The 23,947-nt window shown below is 66.7% G+C and carries 16 protein-coding genes; 13 read left to right on the forward strand and 3 right to left on the reverse strand.

Annotated features, from left to right (window positions below):
* Nucleotides 1–296: 296 nt before the first annotated feature.
* Nucleotides 297–1,694, forward strand: coding sequence for a M18 family aminopeptidase (locus LGY53_RS17700; protein ID WP_225727768.1), 1,398 nt, complete (start codon nt 297–299; stop codon nt 1,692–1,694).
* On the opposite strand, the gene LGY53_RS17705 is transcribed toward LGY53_RS17700, so the two are convergent.
* Complete coding sequence (locus LGY53_RS17705; RefSeq protein WP_225727769.1) at nt 1,598–2,911, reverse strand: glycosyltransferase 87 family protein; 1,314 nt, start codon at nt 2,909–2,911, stop codon at nt 1,598–1,600. The genes LGY53_RS17700 and LGY53_RS17705 overlap by 97 nt on opposite strands.
* A gap of 242 nt (nt 2,912–3,153) precedes the next feature.
* Between LGY53_RS17705 and purL the strand changes: the two genes are divergently transcribed.
* The 4 genes from purL (at nt 3,154) to LGY53_RS17725 (ending at nt 9,601) form a co-directional block, all read left to right on the forward strand.
* Nucleotides 3,154–5,448: a phosphoribosylformylglycinamidine synthase subunit PurL gene (gene purL / locus LGY53_RS17710; protein ID WP_225727770.1), complete on the forward strand. Its 2,295-nt coding sequence runs from the start codon at nt 3,154–3,156 to the stop codon at nt 5,446–5,448.
* Between the two features lie 84 nt (nt 5,449–5,532).
* A complete protein-coding gene (locus LGY53_RS17715; protein WP_225727771.1) occupies nt 5,533–7,296 on the forward strand; it encodes an alpha/beta-hydrolase family protein in 1,764 nt (587 codons plus the stop codon).
* Nucleotides 7,293–7,898, forward strand: a complete 606-nt coding sequence (locus tag LGY53_RS17720) for a CPBP family intramembrane glutamic endopeptidase (protein ID WP_225727772.1) — start codon at nt 7,293–7,295, stop codon at nt 7,896–7,898. The genes LGY53_RS17715 and LGY53_RS17720 overlap by 4 nt, the downstream gene beginning before the upstream one ends.
* A gap of 239 nt (nt 7,899–8,137) precedes the next feature.
* Complete coding sequence (locus LGY53_RS17725) at nt 8,138–9,601, forward strand: serine hydrolase (protein WP_225727773.1); 1,464 nt, start codon at nt 8,138–8,140, stop codon at nt 9,599–9,601.
* A 180-nt stretch (nt 9,602–9,781) separates the two neighbouring features.
* Here the strand turns inward: LGY53_RS17725 and LGY53_RS17730 are convergent, their stop codons facing one another.
* Nucleotides 9,782–10,795 (reverse strand): acyl-CoA dehydrogenase family protein, encoded by a 1,014-nt coding sequence (locus tag LGY53_RS17730; protein WP_225727774.1) that lies wholly within the window; start codon nt 10,793–10,795, stop codon nt 9,782–9,784.
* Between the two features lie 231 nt (nt 10,796–11,026).
* On the opposite strand from LGY53_RS17730, the gene LGY53_RS17735 reads away from it, so the two are divergent.
* Both LGY53_RS17735 and LGY53_RS17740 read left to right on the forward strand, forming a co-directional pair.
* Entirely contained in the window at nt 11,027–13,057 is a 2,031-nt protein-coding gene (locus tag LGY53_RS17735) for an ATP-binding protein (RefSeq protein ID WP_225727775.1), read from the forward strand.
* 99 nt (nt 13,058–13,156) lie between these two features.
* The gene (locus tag LGY53_RS17740) at nt 13,157–13,546 is read left to right on the forward strand and encodes a sterol carrier family protein (protein ID WP_374111194.1); all 390 of its coding nucleotides are present in this window, start codon (nt 13,157–13,159) and stop codon (nt 13,544–13,546) included.
* Here the strand turns inward: LGY53_RS17740 and LGY53_RS17745 are convergent.
* Nucleotides 13,543–14,790 (reverse strand): YhgE/Pip domain-containing protein, encoded by a 1,248-nt coding sequence (locus LGY53_RS17745; RefSeq protein ID WP_225727977.1) that lies wholly within the window; start codon nt 14,788–14,790, stop codon nt 13,543–13,545. The two genes, LGY53_RS17740 and LGY53_RS17745, sit on opposite strands and share 4 nt — an antisense overlap.
* Before the next feature lie 274 nt (nt 14,791–15,064).
* On the opposite strand from LGY53_RS17745, the gene purF reads away from it, so the two are divergent.
* The 6 genes from purF (at nt 15,065) to purM (ending at nt 23,832) form a co-directional block, all read left to right on the forward strand.
* Complete coding sequence (purF, locus tag LGY53_RS17750; RefSeq protein ID WP_225727776.1) at nt 15,065–16,648, forward strand: amidophosphoribosyltransferase; 1,584 nt, start codon at nt 15,065–15,067, stop codon at nt 16,646–16,648.
* 473 nt (nt 16,649–17,121) lie between these two features.
* Nucleotides 17,122–18,732, forward strand: a complete 1,611-nt coding sequence (locus LGY53_RS17755; RefSeq protein WP_225727777.1) for an ABC transporter substrate-binding protein — start codon at nt 17,122–17,124, stop codon at nt 18,730–18,732.
* An 89-nt stretch (nt 18,733–18,821) separates the two neighbouring features.
* The gene (locus LGY53_RS17760) at nt 18,822–19,832 is read left to right on the forward strand and encodes an ABC transporter permease (protein ID WP_255664337.1); all 1,011 of its coding nucleotides are present in this window, start codon (nt 18,822–18,824) and stop codon (nt 19,830–19,832) included.
* Entirely contained in the window at nt 19,832–20,956 is a 1,125-nt protein-coding gene (locus tag LGY53_RS17765; protein ID WP_374111195.1) for an ABC transporter permease, read from the forward strand. The genes LGY53_RS17760 and LGY53_RS17765 overlap by 1 nt, the downstream gene beginning before the upstream one ends.
* Nucleotides 20,953–22,635 (forward strand): ABC transporter ATP-binding protein, encoded by a 1,683-nt coding sequence (locus tag LGY53_RS17770; RefSeq protein WP_225727778.1) that lies wholly within the window; start codon nt 20,953–20,955, stop codon nt 22,633–22,635. The genes LGY53_RS17765 and LGY53_RS17770 overlap by 4 nt, the downstream gene beginning before the upstream one ends.
* A 123-nt stretch (nt 22,636–22,758) precedes the next feature.
* Nucleotides 22,759–23,832 (forward strand): phosphoribosylformylglycinamidine cyclo-ligase, encoded by a 1,074-nt coding sequence (gene purM / locus LGY53_RS17775; protein WP_225727779.1) that lies wholly within the window; start codon nt 22,759–22,761, stop codon nt 23,830–23,832.
* The last annotated feature ends 115 nt before the right edge of the window (nt 23,833–23,947 follow it).

Raw genomic sequence — 23,947 nt, forward strand, 5'->3', positions numbered from 1 at the left:
GCGATCGAAAAGTCACAAAACGGTTGCGTTGTGCCCGGAGATAGCGATTGTCGATCATGCGGGTCATCGCCCGGATCGGACAAATGTCGCACGGGGTGAAACGCTGCCCTCGGGTGCGGAACTCGTTGTGTCGCCCGAATATTCGGCAATAGCCATGATCTATTGCGAGGCGGGAGGGGTGTGCTCGCCGTCGGGGTCGTGATCGGCGGTCGAAGGCGGCTCGAGCAAGCGACCGGCCAAAACAAACTGTTCGGTCCTGTCCGGTTTTGACCGGGTTTGGTGCCTAGGATTCGGATATGCCCGTATCCACCACCGCAGCCACCGCAGTCGGACTGTGCGACTTCGTCGATTCCGCGCCGTCCCCGTTCCACGTCTGCCGCACGGTGGCGCGGGAGTTGGAGGGCCACGGATTCACCCGGCTGCCGGAGTCGTCGCCGTGGCCGCTGGCCGATGTGGCGCGACAGTACCCGTGGGGTGCGGCCAATCGGCAGCATCAGTCGGACGGCGCGGGACGGCATTACGTCATCCGCGGCGGCTCGCTGATCGCCTGGGCCGCTCCGGATTCGCTGGGCGCCGCCCCGTTCCGGATCGTCGGCGCGCACAGCGACAGCCCGAACCTGCGCGTCAAACAGCATCCGGATCTGTCCACCGCGGGCTGGCAGCTGGTCGGGTTGGAGCCGTACGGCGGCGCATGGCTCAACTCCTGGCTCGACCGCGATCTCGGCCTGTCCGGCCGGCTCAGCGTGCGCGACGGAAATGCGGTGAGCGAGCGGCTGGTTCGCATCGATGAGCCGATCCTGCGGGTGCCGCAGCTGGCCATCCACCTGTCCGACGACCGGCGTGGGGTCGCGCTCGATCCGCAGCGGCATCTGAACGCCGTCTGGGGCATCGGCGCCGAACCGCGCTCATTCCTCGACTTCGTCGCCGAACACGCCAATGTCGATCCGGAGTCGGTGCTCGGCTGGGAGCTGATGGCACACGACCTTTCGCCGAGCCGCCTCGTCGGGCGCGACCGCGATCTGGTCAGCGCACCCCGGCTGGACAACCAGGCCACCTGTTACGCGGGTATGCGCGCCTTCCTCGCCGCGATCGCCGAACCGGGCGCGGCGATCCCGGTGCTGGCGATCTTCGATCACGAGGAGGTCGGCAGCCAGTCGGACCGGGGCGCGCAGTCCGAATTCCTGCCGTCGGTGCTGGAGCGGATCGTGCTGGCCCGCGGCGGCGGCCGCGCGGAATATCTGGCGGCGATCGCCGGATCCGTTTGCGCCTCGGGCGATATGGCGCATGCGACGCACCCCAACTACCCGGACCGGCACGAGCCGGCGCACCGCATCGAGGTGAACGGCGGCCCGGTGCTGAAGGTCAACCAGAACCTGCGCTACGCGACGGACGCCGCGGGTGCGGGCGCCTTCGCGCTGGCCTGTGCGCAGGCCGATGTGCCGTTGCAGCGTTACGTGCACCGCGCGGATCTGCCATGCGGCTCGACCATCGGACCGATGACCGCCGCCCGCACCGGCATGACCACCGTGGATGTCGGCGCCGCCCAGCTGGCCATGCATTCGGCCAGGGAGCTGATGGGCGCCGCCGACATCACCTCCTACGCCGCGGCGCTGGCCGCCTTCCTGACGCCCGCGGTGACCGGGCGGTACGTGGTGGCCGCGAATACGAACACCGCCAGGGTCGCGATCACGTAGCTGCTGCCGATCACCTGCTGCCACCAGGCCCAACCCAATTCGCGGTCGTTGCTGTGCGGCAGCAGCCACTGCGGGCCGATCAGGAACAGCAGGCCGAATCCGGCGACGGCAGCGACGAATCCGCGAGTGCGCCTGCCCTTCGCGATGGCATCTGCGGCGACGACCAGCGCGGGCGCCACCCACACCCAGTGATGCGACCAGGACACCGGCGAAACCAGCAGCACCGCAGCGGCATTCACCAGCAGCGCGGCCACCGTGGCACCGGCCTCGATGAGCCGGTGCATCCACACCGCGGCCAGCGCGACGGCCACCGCCGAAACCGCGATCCAGATCACCGTGGCCAGTGAGTTGGAAATCCCGAGCCGGAAGACCAACCCCTTGATCGACTGGTTGCCCGCGAAGAACGGCGGGCCGATGCGCCCGGTATCGGCGAGCGTGTGGAACCAGTACTCCACCGAATCGCTCGGGAACAGCGCGAATCCGACGCCGACCGCGACGGCGGCCGAGATCACGAGCGTGACGGCCGCCTTCCAATCCCGGCGCAGTAGGAAGTACAGCAGGTATCCGGCCGGGATCAGCTTGACCGAAACGGCGATGCCGATCAGCATGCCGCGCGGCCAAAATGGTTTGCGGACAAGGCAATCCAGCGTGATCGCGGCCATCAGCACCAGGTTGATCTGGCCGAAGCCGAAGGTCTGGCGCAGCGGTTCGAACACCTGGGTCACCGCGATGATCGCGATGACCAGGGTCAGCATCGTCATCCGGGACAGGCCGGGACGGATGCGGGCGAGCACCAGCCAGAGCGTGATGCCGAGGCTGAACAGCGAGGTGGCCAGCACCAGCACCTCGGCGAGCGCGAGCGGCATCAGCGAAAGCGGTGCGAAGAACAGCGCGGCCAGCGGCGGATAGGTGAACGGCAACCCGATTCCGGCGACCGGGGGCATCGGACCGTATAGCTCGCCGTCGTTCAACCAGACGCGGGCACCGTTGCGATAGACCTGCAGGTCGATATAGCCGGACCACCAGTGCACGAGCAGTGAGACCGCCGCTGACACCGCGAACAGGGCGATGGCGGCGATCAGCCAGCGCGCGGAAGAGGGTGGCCCGGAGGCGGATTCGGCCTCGTCCACCGGTTCGGAATTCGCGATATCCGGCCGCGACTCGTCCATAGCGACAGACTGCTCGCCCGGATGCGCGACCCCCGATCCATCGTTCACCGCCACAGGGTATCGGGTGCGCGCGAACCGGTGGTTCCGCATACCCGCGTGCCCAACACGCCACTTCGTCGAGGGTGGTAGACGTCGGACCGGACGCCTGCTAAGGCCCTCACCTGCGGGGGCGGTAAACGCTGCCTCTAGACTGAGCGCCAGGCATCTCGCCGCGACTTCGTCGGCTGCCACCCAGGGGCTTGCCCCACCCTTGCCGACCCCATGCCCGGCCGAAAGGACCCTGGTACTCCGTGACTCCGCAGGTCGACACCGTCAGCGCAGCCGCAGCAACCCCCGATGTACCGCAGCCCTACAAGGAATTGGGGCTCAAGGACGACGAGTACGCCCGCATCAGGGAGATCCTCGGGCGCAGGCCTACGGACGCCGAGCTGGCCATGTACTCGGTGATGTGGAGCGAACACTGCTCCTACAAGTCCTCGAAGGTGCATCTGCGCTACTTCGGCGAAACCACCACCGATGAGATGCGCGCATCCATGCTGGCCGGCATCGGCGAGAACGCGGGCGTCGTCGATATCGGCGACGGGTGGGCGGTCACCTTCAAGGTGGAGAGCCACAATCACCCGTCCTATGTCGAGCCGTATCAGGGCGCGGCCACCGGCGTCGGCGGCATCGTGCGCGACATCATGGCGATGGGCGCCCGGCCGATCGCGGTGATGGATCAGCTGCGGTTCGGTGCGGCGGATGCGCCCGACACCCGGCGCGTCGTCGACGGCGTCGTGCGCGGTGTCGGCGGCTACGGCAATTCGCTCGGCCTGCCGAATGTCGGCGGCGAGACCGTATTCGACGCCTCGTACCAGGGCAATCCGCTGGTGAACGCGCTGTGTGCCGGTGTGATGCGGGTCGAGGATCTGCACCTGGCCTTCGCGTCCGGTAAGGGCAACAAGATCATTCTGTTCGGCGCGCGCACCGGCCTCGACGGCATCGGCGGCGTCTCGGTGCTGGCCTCGGACACCTTCTCCGGTGACGAGTCGGGCACCGGTCGCAAGAAGCTGCCGAGCGTGCAGGTCGGCGACCCGTTCGCGGAGAAGGTGCTCATCGAGTGCTGTCTCGAGCTGTACGCGGCCCGGCTGGTGGTCGGCATCCAGGACCTCGGCGGTGCCGGATTGTCTTGCGCCACTTCCGAACTCGCGGCCGCGGGCGATGGCGGCATGCATATCGACCTGACCAAGGTGCCGCTGCGGGCCAAGAATATGACCCCGGCCGAAATTCTCTCCAGCGAATCGCAGGAGCGCATGTGCGCCGTGGTCACCCCGGACAATGTCGACGCGTTCATGGCGGTGTGCCGCAAATGGGATGTGCTGGCCACGGTGATCGGCGAGGTCACTGACGGCGACCGGCTCGTCGTCACCTGGCACGGTGAGACCGTCGTCGACGTGCCGCCGCGCACCGTCGCGCACGAGGGCCCGGTCTATCAGCGCCCGGTGCGGCGCCCCGATGAGCAGGACGCGCTGATCGCCGACACACCCGACAAGCTGAGCCGTCCGAAGACCGGCGAGGAGCTGCGGGAAACGTTGCTGCGGATGGTGTCCAGCCCGCAGCTGTGCAGCCGCAGGTGGATCATCGAACAGTACGACCGCTACGTGCGCGGCAACACCGTGCTCGCCGAGCACGCCGACGCGGGTGTCGTCCGGATCGATGAGTCGTCCGGCCGCGGTATCGCGCTGGCCACCGATGCGTCCGGCCGCTACACCAAACTCGACCCCTACACCGGTGCACAGCTCGCGCTGGCCGAGGCGTTCCGCAATGTCGCGACCACCGGCGCGACGCCGAAGGCCGTCACCAACTGCCTCAACTTCGGTTCCCCCGAGGATCCCGGCGTGATGTGGCAGTTCCAGCAGGCCGTACGCGGTCTCGCGGATGGCTGTGTGGCCCTTGGTATTCCGGTTACCGGCGGCAACGTCAGCTTCTACAACCAGACCGGACAGGACGCCATCCTGCCGACACCGGTGGTCGGCGTGCTCGGCGTCATCGACGACGTGCACCGCCGCATCCCCACCGGCCTCGGCCTCGAACCGGGCGAGACGCTGATCCTGCTCGGCGAGACCCGGGACGAATTCGGCGGTTCCATCTGGTCGCAGGTGGCGCACGACCACCTCGGCGGCCTGCCGCCGAAGGTCGATTTCGCCCGTGAACAGCTGCTCGCCGAGGTGCTCACCGCCGGTTCGCGCGACGGCATGATCAGTGCGGCGCACGACCTTTCGGAGGGCGGCCTCGCGCAGGCCGTCGTCGAGGCCGCGCTGGCGGGCGAAACCGGTTGCCGCATCCTGCTTCCCGAGGGCGCCGACCCGTTCGTGACGCTGTTCTCCGAATCGGCGGGCCGGGTGCTCGTCGCGGTGCCGCGCTCGGAGGAGACCAGGTTCACCCGCATGTGCGATGCGCGCGAATTGCCTTGGGTGCGTATCGGTGTCGTCGATCAGGGCTCGGATTCCGTTGAGGTGCAAGGGCAGTTCTCGGTCACCATGGCGGAGCTGCGCGAGGCCTTCGAAGGCACATTGCCCAAGCTCTTCGGGAAGTTCGCCGGCTGAGGCGGGGCGGGGCTTCGGCCTCGCCCGCCGCGCAAGTGTGATCTCCGACCGGGCTACCGCGTGGCGGACCGGGCAACGCGCCCGATGCCGGTACCGGACAGCCATACTGTTGCGGTGTCCGAGACCGCCGCGACCCTGACGAGGCTGCGCAATCGCAGCGTCGTGGTCATCCGGCGCATCGAGCGGATCATCGACCTCAACTACGTCGGGTTGGTCGTCGCGACCGTATTCTTCGCGCTCTCGGTGACGCCGTCGCTGGTGCCGCGCGATTGGCTGTTCCAGGGGTTGATCAGCGGTATCAACGCCGCGCTCGGATACGGGCTCGGCTGCGTGCTGGAATGGTTGTTCCGGCTGTGGGTCCGGCCGCGGATCAAGTGGGCCGGGCCGTCCGTCCGGATCCGCGACGCGATCAAATCGGCGATCCTGTTCCTTTCCGCGCTCACCGCAGCCGCGATGCTGGTGCAGTCGGCGCGCTGGCAGCGGGAGATCACCGCGCTGATGGGGATGACCGGCACCACGACACCGGCGTATCTGCGCACCGGACTGCTGAGCGTGGCGGTCGGCATGGCCGTCATCGCGGTGTACCGGACGTTGCGCGAGATCATCCTTTTCCTGGCCCGCTGGCTGATGCGCTGGGTGCGCATACCGCGCGAGCTCGCGACGTTCGCCGGCTTTCTGCTGCTGGTGATCCTGATCGTCACCATCTACAACGGTGTCGCGGTGCGCGCCTTCTTCGCGGTGGCCAATTCGGCGTTCAGCGTGCGCAACGACCACACCTCACAGAACGCGGTGCAGCCGCAGCAACCGCAGCGTTCCGGCAGCCCGGAATCGCTGGCGAAATGGGAGACGCTCGGTTTCGAGGGGCGCTGGTTCGTCTCGCACGGGCCGACCGCCAGCCGGATCACCGCCATCACCGGACGCGCCGCCAAGGAGCCGATCCGCGCCTACGTCGGCCTCGAGTCGGCGAAAAACGGTGTGACGCGGGAACAACTGGCGGTCGACGAACTCGAGCGGATGCACGCGTTCGACCGGAAGGTGCTGGTGGTCATCACCACCACCGGCACCGGATGGGTGAATTCCCTTGCCGCAGGGGCGATCGAGTACATGTACGGCGGCGACACCGCCCTGGTGGCCACCCAGTACTCGTACCTGCCGAGCGTGCTCTCGTTCCTGGCGGACCGCGGAAAGGCCACCGACGCAGGGAAGAAGCTGTTCGACGCGGTGTACGAGCATTGGTCGGCGCGGCCGCCCGATGCGCGGCCGAAGCTGTTCGTATACGGCGAGAGCCTGGGTTCGCAGGGCTCCGAGGCGGCCTTCGACGGTCTGGCCGACCTGCGCGCCAAGGTGGACGGTGCGCTGTGGGTCGGGCCGCCGAATTCGAACCGGCTGTGGCGTCAGTTCGTCACGCGGCGCGACCCGGGATCGCGCGAGGTAGAGCCGGTGTACGCGGACGGGCTGGTGGTCCGATTCGCCTCGGACAGCGCCGATTTGGCTCGGCCGTCGACCGAATGGCGAGAGCCGCGCATCGCCTACCTACAGCACGCGTCCGACCCGATCGTCTGGTGGTCGACGGATTTGATTTTCTCCCAACCGGATTGGCTGTCCGAACCGCGCGGCTCCGATGTCACCTCGCAGATGCGCTGGTGGCCGTTCGTCACCTTCTGGCAGGTGGCGGCCGATCTCACCAATGCGCAGGGCGTCACAGACGGGCACGGGCACCGATACGGCAGCCTGGTCCTCGACGGCTGGGTCGCCGTCGCCGAACCGCCGGGCTGGACCGCCGACCTCGCCGACCGGGTGCGCGCCGAACTGGAGGCCGCCGAGGACAACGAGCGGAAGACCAAGTGAAAGTCGTTGCGGCCGTTGGTCTTCCGCTGATCTGGAGTAATGCGGTACTGCCCCGGCTCGGGCTCGGGATACGCGGGCGCACGGTGGCCAATGCCGGATTCGCCACCGGATATTCGCTGGTCTTCGATGGGCGACCGAACTGGTTGTCGGCCAAGGGGTTCCGATACGGATTCGGCGCTGCTTCGGCAGTTGCCGCCGGTTACGCTGTCGCGCTTGCCGTTCCGTCGATGCGGAAACGGCTGCGCGGTTTCGGTGACCGGGCGCCGGAGGTCTCGGTCGCCGAATGGGTCGGCGTGCACATTCCGGTCGGGACGGTATACAGCGAGGAGATCGTTTTCCGGGCGACGCTGGATCCATTGCTGGACAACAGCTTTGGCGAGCCAGTTGGGTCGGTCCTCGGGTCTGTGGTTTTCGGCCTCTGGCATATTCACCCGGCTCGTGCCGCCGGGGACAGCGTTCCGGTAGCGGTTGCGGTGACCACGGTCGGCGGCCTGGTGCTCGGCTGGCTGCGCCGCCGGACCGGCAGCGCGCTGGCTCCGGCGCTGCTGCATCTGGCGATCAACGTGGGCGGGGCCGTCGCGCCGCAGGTTGCCCGGGTCTGAAGATCTGGGTGCGCGCTCTTCGGTTCGCGCAACGGCAATTGGCGTCCCGCGCTGGCTATCGCCTGCGCAAAGAAGCTGAAGTACGCGGGTGGCATCCGTCATTGGGCTCTCTACCGGTCTGAAGTGCGCAAATAGCTAGGTCTACAACCAGTTGTTGCAAACAGCGTTCCCGTATGCGTACAGTGTTCGCAACACGAAAACATTGTACGCGGCAGACGTGAAGAGCTAGGAGCAAGACAATGTCGAAGCGCAGCACCGCCAGCTGGAACACCAAGGGCGAGTGGAAAGTTCAGGGCGAGTGGGGTACCGCCGACTCGGCGGGCCGCCGGTTCCGGGTCGCCGACTGGCAGCGCCGGTTGGACACCCTGCGGGACAAGTACCACGTGCCAGGCGCACAGCTGGCCGTGCTGGTCGATGGTGAGGTCTTCGAGCTCGCGAGCGGCGTGTTGCACCGCGGCACGGGTGCCGAAGTGACCACCGATTCGGTATTCCTCTGCGGCTCGGTCGCCAAGACCTACACCGCGACGATGATCATGATGCTGGTCGATCAGGGCAAGTTGGATCTGGACGCGAAGGTTGTCGACGTGCTGCCGGAGTTCGGCACGCCCGATCCGGCCGACACCGCGGTGATCACCATCCGTCAATTGCTCAGCCACACCGGCGGTCTCACGAACGACTTCAATCACGACACCGGGCGCGGTGACGACTGCATCGCGAAATACGTTGCGGCGCTGCGTGAGGTCGCGCTGGACTGCCGCCCCGGCACCGCGATCTCCTACGCCAGTACCGGATTCGTGGTGCTCGGCCGGATCATCGAGGTGCTCACCGGTCTGACCTGGGACCAGGCCGTCCACGAAATGATCGCCGTCCCTTTGGGTCTCGACCACCTGGTGACGTTGCCGGAGCAGGCGCTGAAGTTCCGGGTCGCGATGAGCCACCTCGGCGAGCCGGGGCAGTACCCGGAACCGGCGCCGGAATGGGATCTGATGCCGCGTTCGGTCGCGCCGGGTGCTCGGGTGATCAGCAGCGCGGGCGATATGGTGCGCTTCGCCCGCATGCACGTGGACGGCGGCCGGGCCGCCGATGGGACATCCGTACTGTCCGCGGAAACCGTTGCGGCAATGCAGCGCCAGGAGGTGGACGTACCGGACAAGTGGACCGTCAGCGCCGATGGCTGGGGTCTCGGCTGGACCCTCTACAACTGGGACGGCATCAAGGGCATCGGCCATGACGGCGCGGCGATCGGCCAGTACGCCTACCTACGCGTGATCCCAGCGGCCGGTGTCGCGGTCGCGCTGCTCACCAATGGCGGTGGCGCACGAGAGCTTTACGCGGACCTGTTCCGAGAGCTGTTGGCCGACTTGGCCGGTGTGCGCATGCCGGAGCCGTTCGCACCCGCGAACCCGCCGATCCGCGTCGATATCGACCGTTTCGTCGGCGTCTACCAGCGCGCGGGCGTTGTCGTCACCGTGAGCAAGCGCGAAGACGGCTCCGCGCACCTGCTTTACGAATTCGTCGACGGGATGGCCGACCTGTCACCCGCGCTGAGTATGGATCTGGAGCCGGTGAGCGAAAACGTATTCGCCGCGTCGGGCGCAGGGCCCTCGTTCAGCGAAGGGTATATGCCGGTCGTGTTCGCCACTCTCACCGATGGCACCGAATGCGTCTACATCGGCATGCGTGCGACACCGAAAAAGCAGTGACACAACATAGTTGGTCGATACGAGGGCCGGGCAATCGCCCGGCCCTCGGTCGTGCCCGTGGCTCAACGGATCTTCAGGACCGGCTCAGCGAGCCGGGCTCGAGGGCGAATGAGGCATCTCGAATCGTGCGCTCGGCCACGCTGCCTCGACCCAGCGAATCGGTCAGGCCGACAGGAGAACTCAGCGTTCCTTGCCGTCCGTGCCCGCGAATCGTTCCAGCAGCGCGGACTTGATCTCCGGCCGCGAACCGAAGACCAGTGTGAAAGTGGCTTCACGAGAGGTGCGTTCGGCCAGGCTGCCGCGAATCAGCGCGGCACTGCCGGTGGCCGTCACCAATGTGTTGGCCGCGCGGACCGCGAGCTCGGAGGCGGCGGCTCGTGCGGCGTATATATCGGCCTGGCCGGTGAGCGCGGCGTCCAAATCCTTTCGGATGGCGGCGGATTCGTCGGTGAGTGCGGCGGTGTCGACGCCGAGTGCGGGGAGTGCGGTCAGTGCCCTGCGGACCAAACCGAGCGCGAGCGAGCCGTTGCGCCAGGCGGCGACGATATACGAGGCATGGAACGACCGCAGCGAAAATCTGCTGTCCACAGCGGAATCCGGAACCGTGAGACCGTCGAAGGCGGCGGTGACGGTCCGGCTCGCGTCGACCGCGGTGAGCGGGAGCGGCTCGACGCGCAACCGCGGCCCGGCCTCGGCGGGCACGATGAGGCTGATCAACGATTCGGGATCCTCGGCATCCCGTGCGACGACGCCGATCACGTCGACCATGCCCCAGCCGGTGATGAACGGCGCCGTGCCCTCCAGCGTATAGCCGGTGCCGCGCCGCCGGGCGAGCAGTGACGGCCGCTCCGCGGCGCCCGCGTAGCTGACACCCGAGCGAACCCGCCCGGACCGGATGTCCTCGGTAAGTCGTTCGCGCAGTTCCACATTCGGTGAGTTCGCGATGCGCCGTGCGACACCGAGATGCTGGGCCCAGACGAACGAGGTGGCCAGGCAGCCCGCGATCAGCACCTCACCGACATCGGTGAACGCGTCGAGACCGACGTCCTCGCGCATGGAGATGCCGTAGAGGCCGGCCTCGGCCAGCCGATCGAAGTTTTCCCGCGGGATCTCGCCGGTGCGGTCGACCTCGGCGGCATGCGGCGCCAAAACCTCATCGGCCAGTTGTCGTGCACGCTCGGTCCAGGAAGTCATAGCTGCCATCATCGCCGGGCCTGGTAGATCGGTGCGCGCCGGGGGAGAGCCGGCGTGGCCGTTACCAAGCGGTTGCCGAAATCCGGGCTACGCGCAAGCGGAACCATACTCTCCGTTATGAACCGGTCGTCGGCTGTTCAGATCACGGCCAACCGGGCGGGTGACCATGGGGTTTGCCGGATAACCGGCAGCAGGACAGTTATCACCCATCGGGCAATTGGGGGCCCGACCATGCAAGATCAGAACGGCGCGCCGAAGTACACCATGCGCATCAGCCGGTTGACCATCGACAAACTCGGAATCCGGCTCTACGACCGGGTTTCCGCGGTACTGGCCGAACTCATCGCCAACTCCTACGACGCCGACGCCACCCGCGTCGATGTCGCGCTGCCGTGGGGCGTGACGCTCGCGGGCACCGTGCACGACGCGGACCGAGGTCCCTACGAGATCGTGGTGCAGGACAACGGGCACGGTATGACCGCCGCCGAGGTCAATGCGCACTATCTGATGGTCGGATCCGATCGCCGGGTGCGCACCGGCACCGATCTGTCCCGCAAATTGGACCGTCCGGTCATGGGCCGCAAGGGAATCGGCAAGCTGGCCGCATTCGGCATCTGCCGCACCATCGAGGTGATCACCGCGGGCGGCGTCGACGCGGAACGCACACCCGACGGTTGGCCGATCGCCAACATCATCATGAGCCTGGACGACATGCTGTCCGATACCGAGCGCGACTACCACCCGCGCCCGGGCGCCAAGGACGGGACCTTCAGCGCCGAACGCGGAACCACCGTCATACTGCGCGATTTCTTCCGCAAGCGGGTGAACACCGGACCCGAGTTGAGCAGGCAGCTGGCCGCGCGGTTCGGTTTGGAACGCACCGATTGGCAGGTGTGCGTACGCAACAGCCTCTCGGTCGGGCGGCCGCAGATGTTCCTGCTCAGCGATCTGCCCATCGACCTGATGGAGGAAACCCGGATCGATGTGTCGAAAATGCCTGTGCGCGTTGGCAATCAATACCTGCCGGTATCCGGCTGGGCGGCCTACTCCAAACATCCGTACAAGGACGAGGCGATGGCCGGGGTGCGGATATACGCCCGCGGCAAACTGGTCGCGCAGACCAGGGATTTCGGTATCGCGTCCGGTTTCACCGGTGAATTCAAGTTGCGTTCCTACCTCGTCGGCGCCATCCACGTGAACTGGCTCGACGACGAAGAGGATCTGGTCCGCTCCGATCGCCAGGACATCATGTGGAATTCCGAACGGGGCGAAGCGCTTTCGGCCTGGGGCCGGAATCTGGTCCGGGAACTCGGCAAGCGGGGCGAGAATTCGGTGAAGCGGCGGGTGTGGGAGGAATTCCTGGACAAGTCCTCGATTCAGACCCTGCTGCAGGCGTTGGCACCCAACGACCGGAACTTCCGCAAATCGGTGATGGATGCCGCCCGAATCCTGGTGAACAACAAGGACAGAGCGGCGCTGGAGGATCCCGCGCATATCGACAGCATTGTCCGCCTCGCGCTTTCGCTCGGGCCGCAGCGCAGCCTGCTGGAAACACTGAAGGAGGTGGCCGAGGACAACGACAACCAGTTGGATGTCGTTGTCGCGCTGTTCGAAACGGCCAGGGTGGCCGAGGTGTACTCGCTCGGCCAGATCGCCTCGGAGCGGGTCGCGGTGGTGAATCGCTTGCAGGACTTGATCGATGATCGCCGCTCGCTGGAAAGACCGTTCCAGGAATTGATCGAGCGGGCGCCGTGGCTGCTCGCGCCGGAGTGGACGCCGCTGGGGATGAACGAATCGCTGAAGCGGGTGCGGGCCAGCTTCGAGCGTTGGTACGCACAGAAATTCGGCACGAGGCTGGTCACCACCGCGATCGGCAGCGAGAAGCGCGAACCCGATTTCGTACTGCTGCACGATGCCGGCGAGTTGTGGATCGTGGAGATCAAGCGGATGGACTATCACCTCACCGACGAGGAGTACAACCGCGCGATCAACTATCTGTACTCGCTGGACCGCTTCCTCAACGACAATCCGCGCATCGGTGAGCAATTCCCGCGCCGCAGACTGACTTTCATCGTCGACCACATCGACAAGCTGGGCCCGGCCTCGCTGTCCTCGCTGGCCAGTGACAACCGGATCGATCGGCGCACCTGGCGGGAACTGCTCGACGCCACGCTGCGCGCGCATCGCGACTTCCTGGACCGGGTGTACGCCATGCGGTTGGGTGAACCTGATGAAGCGGGCGGCCGAGCCGTCGGCCAATAGGCCGCCCCGACCGGGCGGTGCGGTGCGAGTCGCGGCGCACCGCACCGCCCGCCAACCGCTGGCATTCGGCTGTCGGCGCCACGCAGTACCCTCGGCGGCGTGGCACGACGATCGATGGTGGATCCGGCGGAAATGCGGGCGGCGGTCGCGGTGGTGAGCGCATGGCTGTGCGACGAATCTGCCGCGCCGCCCGCGCGCACCGAACTCGCCGCCGCCGTCCGGACCACCGTCCGCGCCCTCGCCGCATCGGCCCCCGGCCACTCCGTCGAGGTGCGGGTGCCGCCGTTCGTCGCGGTGCAGTGCATCGAGGGCCCGCGCCACACCCGAGGCACGCCACCGAACGTCGTCGAGACCGACCCGCGCACCTGGCTACTGCTGGCGACCGGCCTGCTCGGCTTCGACGCGGCGGTGGAGTCGGGAGCGGTCACCGCCTCCGGCACCCGGGCGGCCGAGGTGGCGCACTGGCTGCCGGTCGCTCGCGTGTCCTAGTACGCAGCGGTGACGCGGTTGCTGCGCTCCAGGCCCTTTCGGTCGTAGTACCTGGTGACGACGAGGCCGAGGACGAGCGCGATCGCCAAGCCGATGAGCGACATCCACACCCCGCGCTGCAGGCCCGCGGAGAAATCGGCGTTGAAGTAGAGGATCGATCGCACCCCGAGGAACACCTGATGCATCGGCTCGAAGCCGGCCAGCCAGCCGAAGTACTTGGGGGTGGCCTCGATCGGAACCGTTCCGCCGGAGGAGGGCAGGCCGAGGATGATGAATACGATCAGGTTCACCAGCAGGCCCGCCGAACCGATCGCGGCCAGCGTCGACAGACAGGTGAACCCCACCGCGATCATCGCGATCGCGCTGAATAGGAATAGCGCGAGTGGGTTATCGATCGGCATGTCCAGCAGATACGCGATCAGCATGAAGATGCCGGACACCACGTTCGCGGTGAGTGCGAAGACGCCCCACTTGATCAGCAGGGTGCGCAGCCGGGAAATCGGCGTCGGCGGGTAGTGCACGTACCACGGCCCGTATTCCGTTGGCACGAAACCGAGTTGCGCATCGATCATGGTGTGGATGACCATCGCGCCGACCACCGAGGCCAGTAGCAGCAGCAGCGCGTAGAAGAAGGCGCTGAGTCCCTGACCGGTGCCGTCGGGCAGCGGATGGAATTGCTGCACAACGACTTTCACCGGATCACTGAGTGCGACCCTGGTCGCGCCGGACAACTGCGGTGCGGGCGGACCACCCGGCGGCGGGGTCAGCTGTTGGACGACCTGATCGGTGAGCTGCTTGCCGACCTGCTCGTTCACCTGGGTCAACGCCTGATTGGCGATGCGCAACATGATCTGGGTGCCGAATGCGCCGGTGCGCGGATTGGTCTGCACGGTGATGATCGGCTGTTGGATATCACCGGGCACCACGCTGCCGACGCCGAGAATGCCGAGCCGCTTGCTGAAATCGCTCGGGATGACGATCGCGCCGTACACCTTGCCGGCCTGCAGTTGTTGCGTCGCCTCGTTCGGGCCGAGCACGCGCAACTGCACCTTGTCCTTCGGCACGCCCTCCTGCAGCTTCTCGCTGATCTGGCTGCCGAAGTTCACCTCCTGCCGATGGTCGCCGGATCCGATCACATCGCCGACATCCTGATTGACCAGCGCGACCGGGAAGTCGTGCAGGTTCTTCTCGGGGTCGATGACGTAGTCCAGGTACATCACCCCGAGCAGCGAGGTCAGCACCATCAGCACCGCCAGCGGGAGCAGCACTATCTTGATCCAGCGCCTGCGATCCAACCGGACCGGCGGCGCAGCGGTGTCGGGAGTGGGCTCGGAACCGTCCGAAGTCGTCACGGTCGCACGGTAACAGCTGTTACGGGCGGAATCGCGACAGTCGGCACCGGCGATTGCTGCTCGGATGCGGTGGTGGTCGTCACGCTGGGTGGTGGCGCTGCTCTCTCCACAGCGGGCACCCGTAGAATGACTTTTGCCCCCAGCCCGCCCGAACAGGGAGCAAACGGTGACCAACGCCGAACTACCGGTCCACGCCGCATCCGCCGCATCGAACGCGGCCATCCCCGACGAGAACGAGCCGCGCGAGGAGTGCGGTGTCTTCGGCGTCTGGGCTCCTGGCGAGGACGTCGCCAAGCTCACCTATTACGGCCTCTACGCGCTGCAGCATCGCGGTCAGGAGGCGGCGGGCATCGCCGTCGCCGACGGATCGCAGGTGCTGGTGTTCAAGGATCTCGGGCTGGTCAGCCAGGTCTTCGACGAGCAGACCCTGGCCGCGATGCCCGGCCACATCGCGATCGGTCACTGCCGCTACTCCACCACCGGCGGCGTCACCTGGGAGAATGCCCAGCCGATCTTCCGCACCACCGCCGTCGGCTCGGGACTTGCACTCGGGCACAACGGCAATTTGGTGAACACCGCCGAATTGGCCACTCGGGCAAGGGAACTCGGGCTCATCGGCGGGGTTGGCAGCAGGCCGGGCACGGTCGCGGGCACCTCCGACTCCGATGTGATCACCGCGCTGCTCGCGCACGCCGCCGCCGATTCCAGCATCGAGCAGGCCGCCATGTCGCTGCTGCCGACGCTGCGCGGCGCCTTCTGTCTCACCTTCATGGACGAGCACACGCTGTACGCGGCGCGCGACCCGCACGGTGTGCGCCCGCTGTGCCTCGGCCGCCTGGACCGTGGCTGGGTTGTTGCCAGCGAGACCGCCGCGCTGGATATCGTCGGCGCCGCCTTCGTCCGGGAGATCGAGCCGGGCGAACTGCTGGCGATCGATACCGATGGCGTGCGTTCGATGCGCTTCGCCAGTCCGGAGCCGAAGGGCTGCGTCTTCGAATACGTGTACCTGGCCCGCCCCGACTCCACCATCTCCGGCCGCTCGGTGCACGCCACCCGGGTGGAGATCGGCCGCCGCCTCGCCAAGGAGCATCCGGTGGAGGCGGACCTGGTCATCCCGGTGCCGGAGTCCGGAACACCCGCCGCCGTCGGCTACGCGCAGGGCTCCGGCGTGCCCTACGGTCAGGGCCTGATGAAGAACGCCTATGTAGGGCGCACCTTCATTCAGCCGAGCCAGACCATTCGCCAGCTCGGCATCCGGCTCAAGCTCAATCCGCTGCGCGAGGTGATCCGCGGCAAACGGCTCATCGTGGTGGACGATTCCATCGTGCGCGGCAACACCCAGCGTGCGCTCATCCGGATGCTGCGCGAGGCGGGCGCGCTGGAGATCCACGTGCGGATCGCCTCGCCGCCGGTCAAGTGGCCCTGCTTCTACGGCATCGATTTCGCCTCCCGCGCCGAGCTGATCGCCAACGGTGCGGGCGCCGAGGGCAGCTTCGATGAAATGGTGGATGGTGTGCGCCGCTCGATCGGCGCCGACACCCTCGGCTATATCTCACTGGAAGGGATGATCGCCGCCACCGAACAGCCGCGCACCCGGCTGTGCTGCGCCTGCTTCGACGGCGAATACCCGATCGCGCTGCCCACCGAGGCCGCCATCGGCAAGAACGTGCTGGAAGGCATGCTCAGCGGTCAGTCCGAGGCGATGCTGCTGAGCGAGAACGCGAATGCGAGCGCGCTGAGCCGACCGTAGGCTCCGAACGTCTCGACCACGCCACCCGCGGTGGGTTGCACCGTTGCGCCACTGCGGGTTTCGTCTATAGCAGATGAATGCTCTTGTGGAGCACGCCAATTCATGGGCTGACTAGTCGGCGTGTCGCTGAGTGTTTCGTCCGAGTTGCCCGATTTTGCGTTGCCTCGCCCCGGATTTGGACGGCCGAGGCATCATCGTCGCGTCAATTTTGGCTCATCGCGTGCCATGGCCTCCTCGTGACATCACCAAACCGTAAGTGGCCCGGACCTGGACATATGCCCGATTGAGCGCCCTCGGTGATGCGCTTCCGGTAATGGCCGCTTACCGGGACGTGATTTTTTCTCTGAAAACGCAACGTCTCGGAAATGGATCGTGGGTACCGTGCCCGTCAGATCGGAAGTTCATCGCGCCCATCGCCGTGCCTGTGATCCAGGGAGCGTGCGGGGAGGCGCGCTCGAGATAGTAGGGGCCTCATGTTGGTTTCTGGGAAGCCTGGGGAGCGATACCGAACGGGTATCGCCGCCGTCGGGTTAGCGGCGTTGGTCGCATCCGCGGTCGCGGGCTGTGGGTCCGGACGGACCGGGGGCGGTGAAGGTGCCGGCCTGGTGATCGGCACGACGGACAAGATTTTCTCGCTGGATCCGGCCGCGGCCTATGACCAGGGTTCATACATTGTCGAGACCCAGGTCTATCAGTACCTGCTGAACTTCGCACCGGGCGAGACGACGCCGAAGCCGGACGCCGCGGAGAAGTGCGAATTCACCTCGCCGACGGTGTACACGTGCACCCTGAAGAAGGGGCTCAAGTTCGCCAACGGCAACCCCTTGACCGCGACCAGCGTCAAGTTCTCCTTCGACCGGATGTTGAAGATCAACGATCCGAACGGTCCTGCCTCGCTGCTCGGCAATCTGGACAAGACCGATGTCGTCAACGACACCACCGTCGCCTTCACCCTCAAGGAGGCCAACGACCAGACCTTCCCGGCGATCCTGCCGACCCAGGCCGGCGAGATCATCGACGAAAAGGTCTTCCCGCCGGACAAGTTGGCCGCCGACGAGGATGTGGCGAAGGCCAAGGGCTACTCCGGCCCGTACACCATCGCCAGCTACGACAAGAACAAGCTGGTCGAGTACAAGGCGAATCCGGATTACCAGGGCATCCTGGGTAAGCCGAAGACCGACACCGTCTCGGCCAAGTACTACGCCAGCACCGACAATCTCAAGCTCGACATCCAGAACGGCAATATCGACGTCGCCTACCGCAGCCTGACGCCGACCGATATGGAATCGCTCGCGAAGAGCGACAAAGTGACCATTCACGAAGGTCCCGGTGGCGAGCTGCGCTACATGGTGTTCAACCTGAACACCCAGCCGGGCGGTACCCCGGAACAGAAGCTGGCCATCCGCAAGGCGGTCACCTCGACGGTCGACAGGGACGCGCTGTCCACCGGCGTGTACAAGGGCAGCTACCAGCCCGCGTATTCGTCTGTGCCGCAGGGCTATACGGGTGCGACCGAGCCGTTCAAGGAGATCTACGGCGCCAAGCCGAACAAGGCGCAGGCGGCGAAGTTCCTGGCCGACGCCGGTGTCGCGACGCCGGTCGAGATCAACCTGCAGTACAACCCGGACCACTACGGCAGCACCAGCGCCGAGGAGTACGCGGCGATCAAATCGCAGCTGGAGGCGTCCGGGCTGTTCAAGATCAACCTGCAGGCCACCGAATGGGTGACCTACCAGAAGGAGCGGGCGCGCGACGGCTACCCGGTCTACCAAATGGGTTGGTTCCCGGACTTCCCGGATCCGGACGACTACCTGACCCCGTTCTTCGGCCCGAACAACTTCCTGCAGAACCACTTCGAGAACCCGGCCATCACCGCGCAGCTGAACGCGGAGAAGGCGGAGACCAACCAGGACAAGCGGATCGCCATCCTCAAGCAGGTGCAGTACGACCTGGCCAAGGACTACCTGCCGATCGTTCCGCTGCTGTCGGGTAAGCAGATCGCGGTGGCGACCAAGGCCGTGCAGGGCGTGAAGTCGACGCTGGATCCGTCCACCAAGTTCCGCTACACGGTTCTGAGCAAGTGAGCTCATCGACGACAACCGAGCAGGAGCCGGCCGCCCCGGCTCCTGCTCGGTCAAAGGTGTTGCGCGGCAGCGGTTCCCGATACGGGGCCCTGGTGCGCTATTTGGGTGTGCGGATGTTGCTGATGCCGGTCACCGCGTGGATCCTGGTGACCGTCGTCTTCTTCCTGATGCGCGTGGTCGGCGATCCGATCAGCGCCGCGATGGGCGGGCGGCTCCCACCGGATCAGATCGAGGCGCGTAAGGCGGCGGCCGGTTTCAACCGGCCGATCCTTTCGCAGTATTGGGACTACATCTCCGGACTGCTGCGCGGGGATTTCGGCCGCTCCCAAGACAATCGGGCGATCAGCGAGGTCGTCACCACCTACGGCGCGGCGACCTTGGAATTGGTGTTCTGGGCACTCGTCGTAGCATTCGCCGTCGGTGTTCCGCTCGGCAGATACGCCGCGACGCACCGAGATTCGACCACCGACGCGGGGCTGCGGCTGTTCGCGGTGCTCGCGTACGCGGCCCCGGTGTTCTTCGTCGGCCTGCTGCTGAAGCTGGTGTTCGCGGTGAAGCTGGGCTGGCTGCCGGTCGCGGGCCGGGCCAGCACCAATGTGGAGCTGGCGCTGCAGCATGTCTCGCCGAAGACCAACGTCATGGTCATCGACGCGATCCTCTACGGCGACACCGGATATCTGCTCGACGTGTTGAAACACGCCGTGCTGCCCGCGATCGCGCTCGGCCTGCTCACGGCGGGTATCTTCCTGCGGCTGGTGCGGATCAACCTGATCCAGACGCTGCGCAGCGATTATGTGGAAGCCGCACGGGCGCGCGGACTTTCGACGAGGGTGGTCACCGGACGGCATGCCGTGCGCAATGCGCTGATCCCGATCATCACCGTGATGGGCATGTACATCGCGATGATGCTCGGCGGCGCGGTGCTCACCGAGACCACCTTCGAATGGAAGGGCCTCGGCTATCAGCTCACCCAATACCTGCAGGCCCGCGATTTCGTTGCGGTGCAGGGGATTGTCGCGTTCATCGCGCTGGTGGTCGCGGTGATGAGTTTCGTGGTGGACGCCATCGTCGCCATGGTCGATCCGAGGGTGAGGTTCTGATGACCGCTCCGGAAATAGTCAGCGAGCCCGCGGTACTGCCCAGCGTCCCACCGGTGGTGCGGCGCAGGCGGATACCGGGACTGCGGCTGTTCGCGATGACCGTCGGGGTGCAGCGGGCCACGCTGGTGCTCGGCGTCGGCCTGGTCGCGCTGTTCGTGATCGTCGCGCTGCTCGCACCGTGGATCGCGCCGTACGGCCTGTCCCAAAGCTCTTCCGACGGCGTGAATTTCGTGAGTCAGCAGGCTCCGTCGGCGGCGCACTGGTTCGGCACCTCGGTGCGCAGCGAGGATGTGTTCTCCAGGGTCATCTGGGGTGCGCGCACCGCGCTGCTGGTGATCGTCATCTCGCTGATCCTTTCGCTGTTCGTCGGCGTGCCACTGGGTTTGATCTCCGGGTACGTCGGCCGCTGGGTGGACCGGATCCTGGTGACGTTCATGGACGCCATCTACGCCTTCCCGACGCTGCTGCTGGCCATCGTCGTCTCCATCGTGGTGGCCGGCGGTAATTCGAGCAGCTTCGGCGGCGTGCTCTCGGCGGCCGTCGCGATCACGGCGATCTATGTGCCGCAATACTTCCGGGTGGTGCGCAATGCGACCGTCGCGGTGAAGCAGGAACCCTTCGTCGACGCGGCCCGGGTGACCGGAGCGTCGACGATGCGAATCATGTTCCGGCACGTCCTCGCCAACGTCACCCAGTCGCTGCCGGTGATCGTCACCCTCAACGCGGGTGACGCCATCCTCACCCTGGCCGCGCTCGGCTTCCTCGGCTTCGGTATCGAGCCCACCCAGGCGGCCGAATGGGGTTACGACCTCAACAAGGCGCTTTCCGATGTGTCCAACGGGATTTGGTGGACCGGTATCTTCCCCGGTCTGGCCATCGTCCTGGTGGTGCTCGGGATGACGCTGGTCGGCGAGAGCCTCAACGAGGTACTCAACCCGCTGCTGCGCACCCGGCGGGCACTGGGCCCGGCGACCGTCGCGGACGACACCGCGGCGCTGCTGGTTCCGGTCGATGTCCCGGGATTCGATGAATCATCCATCGCGGCAACGGAATCCGCCGAGACCGATGCGGAAAACGCAAGCGCCACCGAGAAATCCGGAACAGGGGAGGGAGCGGCCCGATGACCAGTACGGACCCGCAACAGCGTCGTCCCGCGCTGTCCATCGAATCGCTTTCGGTCACCTTCGCCACCGACGCCGGTCCGGTGCACGCGGTCAGCGACGTCTCCTACGAGGTGTATCCGGGCGAGGTGCTCGCCATCGTCGGCGAATCCGGCTCGGGTAAATCGGTGAGCTCCCGCACCGCCATCGGCCTGCTGCCGGAGACGGCGCGGGTGCGTGGCCTGGTGACGCTCGGCGCCGACAAGATCACCTCGATGGGCGAGAAGCAGCTCACCGCGCTGCGCGGCGGCGAGATCTCCATGGTGTTCCAGGAGCCGGGGCGCGCGCTGGATCCGCTGTTCACCATCGGGTTCCAGCTCTGCGAGGCGCTGCGGGCGCACAGCGATATGTCCCGAAAAGCCGCCAAGGCCAGGGCCGTCGAGCTGCTGCGCATGGTCGGGCTGCCCGATCCGGAGCATCGGGTCGACTACTACCCGCATCAGCTGTCCGGCGGGCAGAAACAGCGCGTGATGATCGCCATCGCCATCTCGTGCGAGCCCAAGGTGATCATCGCCGACGAGCCGACCACCGCACTCGATGTCACCGTGCAGGCGGAGATCCTGGAGCTGCTGCGCGATCTGCGCGACCGGATCGGCAGCGCCATCGTGCTGATCACGCACAACATGGGCGTGGTCGCCGACCTGGCCGACCGGGTCGTGGTGATGCGCGACGGCAAGGTGGTCGAGCAGGCATCGGTGGACGAACTGTTCGCCAGCCCGAAGGAGGAGTACACCCGCAAGCTGCTCGCTGCCGTGCCGCATCTGGGCACCGAGCAGTTGGCGCACGGGTCCTTCGTGGCGGACACCACCGCCGAGCCGGTGCTGGAGGTCCGCGACCTGGTTGTCGAATTTCCCGGCCCGTTCGGCCGTGCCCCGTTCCGCGCGGTCGACGATGTGAACCTGATCATCCGGCCGGGCGAAACCGTCGGTCTGGTCGGCGAATCCGGTTCCGGCAAGTCGACCATCGGCCGCTGCGTCGCGGCGCTGCAGCGTCCGAGCTCCGGGGTGGTGAAGATCCGCGGCCAGGACATCGCGCAGCTGTCACAGCGGCAGCTGCGGCCGATCCGGCGGCGCTTCGGCTTCGTCTTCCAGGATCCGGCCAGCTCGCTGAACCCGCGGCTCACCGTCGGCGACTGCGTCGCCGAACCGCTGATCGTGCACAAGGCGGGCACCCCGGCGGAGATCCGCGAACGGGTCAAGCATCTGCTCGACGACGTGCAGCTGCCCGCGGGCACCGAGCGGCGCTACCCGCATGAGCTGTCCGGCGGTCAGCGTCAACGCGCCAGCCTGGCCAGGGCATTGGTGCTCGACCCGGACCTGCTGGTCGCCGACGAGCCGACCAGCGCGCTGGACGTCTCGGTGCAGGCGGCGGTGCTCGAACTGTTCGGCAAGCTGCAGCGCGAATGCGGCTGGGCCTGCCTGTTCATCAGCCACGACCTGGCGGTGGTCGATCAACTGGCCGACCGGATCGTGGTGCTGCGCAACGGCGCGGTCGTCGAACAGGGTGATCGCGATCGCATTCTGCGCAACCCGCAGGAGGAGTACACCCAGCGACTGGTCGCCGCCGTACCGGTGCCCGATCCGGTCGAGCAGCGCAGGCGGCGAGCCGCGACCACATCGCTGTTCGCCACCGTGGTCGACTGACGGGCGGTTCCCCGGCGGGACGGCGTCAAGCCGGGGAACCATGTCAGGTGCCGGGCCGTTATCCGGCTCCGGTAGCGTGATCAGGCATCTATCCGCCGATTCGGTTTGGAGCTTTCCCCGAAAATGACTGAACAGACCCCCAGTGGCGCCTCGTATGCCGCGGCCGGCGTGGACATCGAGGCGGGTGATCGCGCTGTCGAATTGTTCGCACCATTGGCGAAGAAGGCGAGCCGACCCGAGGTCCAGGGTGGACTCGGCGGTTTCGCCGGACTGTTCGCACTGAAGGGTGGCTACCGCGAACCGGTGCTGGCCGCCTCGTCCGACGGGGTGGGCACCAAGATCGCCGTCGCACAGGCCATGGACAAGCACGACACGGTCGGCCTCGACCTGGTCGCGATGGTCGTCGACGATCTGGTGGTGTGCGGCGCCGAACCGCTTTTCCTACAGGACTACATCGCCATCGGCAAAGTGGTGCCGGAGAAGGTCGCGCAGCTGGTTTCGGGTATCGCCGAGGGCTGTGTGAAGGCGGGCTGCGCGCTGCTCGGCGGCGAGACCGCCGAACATCCCGGCCTGATGGGCCCCGACGATTACGACCTGTCCGCGACGGGTGTCGGTGTGGTCGAAGCGGATTCGGTGCTCGGACCCGATCGGGTGCGCCCCGGTGACGTCGTCATCGCGATGGGTTCCTCCGGTCTGCACTCCAACGGATATAGCCTGGCCCGCAAGGTGCTGCTGGAGATCGACCGCATGTCGCTCACCGGGCATGTCGAGGAATTCGGCCGCACCCTCGGCGAGGAACTGCTCGAGCCGACCCGCATCTACGCCAAGGACTGCCTCGCGCTGATCGCCGAGACCGATGTGCGCACCTTCGCGCACGTCACCGGCGGCGGCCTGGCGGGCAACCTCGGCCGGGTGATCCCGGCTGGCCTGTTCGCCGAACTCGACCGCGGCACCTGGAATCCCGCGCCGGTGTTCAGGATGATCGCCCAGCGCGGCCGGGTGGAGCGGGTCGAAATGGAGAAGACCTTCAACATGGGCGTCGGCATGGTGGCCGTCGTCGCGCCGGAGGATGTCGACCGCGCCCTCGCGGTGCTCACCGCCCGGCATATCGAATGCTGGACGCTCGGCACCGTCAAGAAGGCGAAGGATGCCGATTCGGTGCGCGCCGTCCTGGTCGGCGATCACCCTCGGTTCTAGTCCGTGCGATGGGGTCGCGCCCGAAAGTCGCGGCCCCACGCCACATTTCGGCATGACCGAGCGCTTCGGCGCAATTCGCAAGGCCTCGAACACGACTCGGCCGAAGTATCGGATT

Source organism: Nocardia sp. JCM 34519.1, assembly GCF_020361265.1.
Classification (GTDB): domain Bacteria; phylum Actinomycetota; class Actinomycetes; order Mycobacteriales; family Mycobacteriaceae; genus Nocardia; species Nocardia arthritidis_A.